Origin of the sequence: Gilliamella sp. wkB18 (genome assembly GCF_001690875.1) — a bacterium.
Classification (GTDB): domain Bacteria; phylum Pseudomonadota; class Gammaproteobacteria; order Enterobacterales; family Orbaceae; genus Gilliamella; species Gilliamella apicola_A.
This window is the reverse complement of record NZ_LZHM01000055.1, coordinates 1-1,888: the sequence shown is the minus strand read 5'-3', so window position 1 is coordinate 1,888 and position 1,888 is coordinate 1. Positions and strand designations below refer to the sequence as shown.

The window sequence follows — 1,888 nt, the reverse complement described above, 5'->3', positions numbered from 1 at the left end:
AGCCTCTTTGGGCTCGTCAAAACGTTCCGATTGACTAACATTATGACCAATATATCCAATAAAATCGCCTTTCTTTATTGGTGCCGGCTTTTTTAATACCACAATTTTATCTAGCTTTCCTGGCTCGAAAGTCGATGACGTCACCGAGGTTAATTTGACATAGCCCTTATGCGGGGCATCATCATCGCCATTTTTATCCACCAAAACCGCTGGCACATCACAGTTGTTGATTTTCCGAATTTTGGCATACCCATTATTTTCACCGTCAAATTCAAACGTCGCTGTCTTAGGTAAATAGGTTAATTTCTGTTTATTGTTTGCCGCACCATATACTGCAATGCCTTTTACGGCTACTTCGGGTTTGCCCAGCTTGTCATTATCTTCGCGGCAGATTTCGTAGTCCCTATCTGCGTCCGCACTCTTTCCGGTTGGTCTTTCGCTGTCTTGCGTGCCAATATCCTTATGCCAGACATAGCCTGTCATATTGCCTAACTCTTTTTTAAATCCAGTTGCGGTAACCACTGTTCCTGCGGTTATGGATACAATTTTATACCAGCCCGCCATTTTTTGATGTCGTTTCCCTAAACGGACTTTACTGCCTTTGAGTAGTAATCCAACAACGGTTGTTTGGCTTCCATTTTCTCGTATTACACTGCCTTTAATGGTGTCGGCTTTTTCCTGATTGACTATCCCTGACACAGCCTGCCAATAATGGGGATAGGTAATTTGATTACCACTTTCTTGTGTTTTTTGTTGGTAACCGTACCAATCAAGCTGGTGCATATATAAACTGTATAAGGTTATCGATGGGGGCGCTTGAGTTGAGCCCTTTATCTTAGGCATAGCTAAACAGTGGCGAACTAAAGTAAAACCCGTTGAGAAATAAGCAACTTTTTGTTGTTCCTTATAAGGCGTTTTTAGTTCAACATTGTCCTGATACACAATTTTAGGATAAACATCATTCACTCGATAAGCGATAACTTCACCATCAGCCATACAACGCAGCTTCGCTTCCTCTTTGATTTCTTTCAATACCTTTTTGTCAATATGGATACCACCATGCCATATGCCATTGGCACCAAAGGGATAAAAGCCGCTGTTTGCTTCTGATAAGGCTTTATAATAGGCGTCTTGACTTAATTGTTTTTCGCCAACGGGAAAGTTAAAGTCGGTTATTTTTTTTATAGTCATTGTGTTACTTCCTTACAAATTATTCCGAAAAGCTTTTTGAATTGAACGATACATGTTTTCTTAATAACATTTCGAGTTCCGAATCATTGTTATTTAGCTTTGCGGATAAATCATTACTCGCCGCGCCCATCTTTTGCATGACATTACATTTAAAATAGACATTATCTTGGGTGCCCAGTTCAATGCCTTCTTCGCTGATTTTTATGTATGAACCGCCACACATTAACGTAAGCTGTTCGCTTGCGGTGACAGTGAGCTCACCATCGACACTGTCAATTTTGATATCTTGCTTAGCTGCCATGTTGAGGTTGGCGTTTTGGGCTTGCACTTCAATATCGCCTTGGTTGGCAAACAGTTTCATGCCTGATTTGTGGGCAAATAAGCCCATCGCTTCGCCCGATGAGAGGGTAAGGTTTTTTAAGGCGGCAATGTCAGTTTGGTTTTCACTGGTTAAAGTAACGCTGTTGCCGGTGGAGAGTTGAATGTTTTGCGGACTGGTTAAGGCAATGCCTTCTTGGGCATAGGCAAGTATGCCGCTTTGGGTCAGTTGGCTTAATGTTTTGTTAAGTTGTTCTTGGCTGTCAGTGTCTGCACCGTGGGCTTCAGACTGAGTAGCGGCATTTTGTAGGGCTTTGGCAATGGATAGCGCATTTTCAAGCTGGGTAATGGCGGCTTGCATGTCGAGCTGTTTGCCTTG

Annotated in this window: 1 protein-coding gene and 1 pseudogene; both read right to left on the bottom strand. The window is 42.3% G+C overall.

The window, feature by feature from the left end:
- Positions 1-1,191, bottom strand: a pseudogene (locus A9G48_RS06125) (hypothetical protein); the annotation flags it as partial.
- Between the two features lie 19 nt (positions 1,192-1,210).
- The coding region (locus A9G48_RS06120) for a DUF2345 domain-containing protein (protein WP_141672967.1) at positions 1,211-1,888 on the bottom strand (678 nt) is incomplete at its 5' end.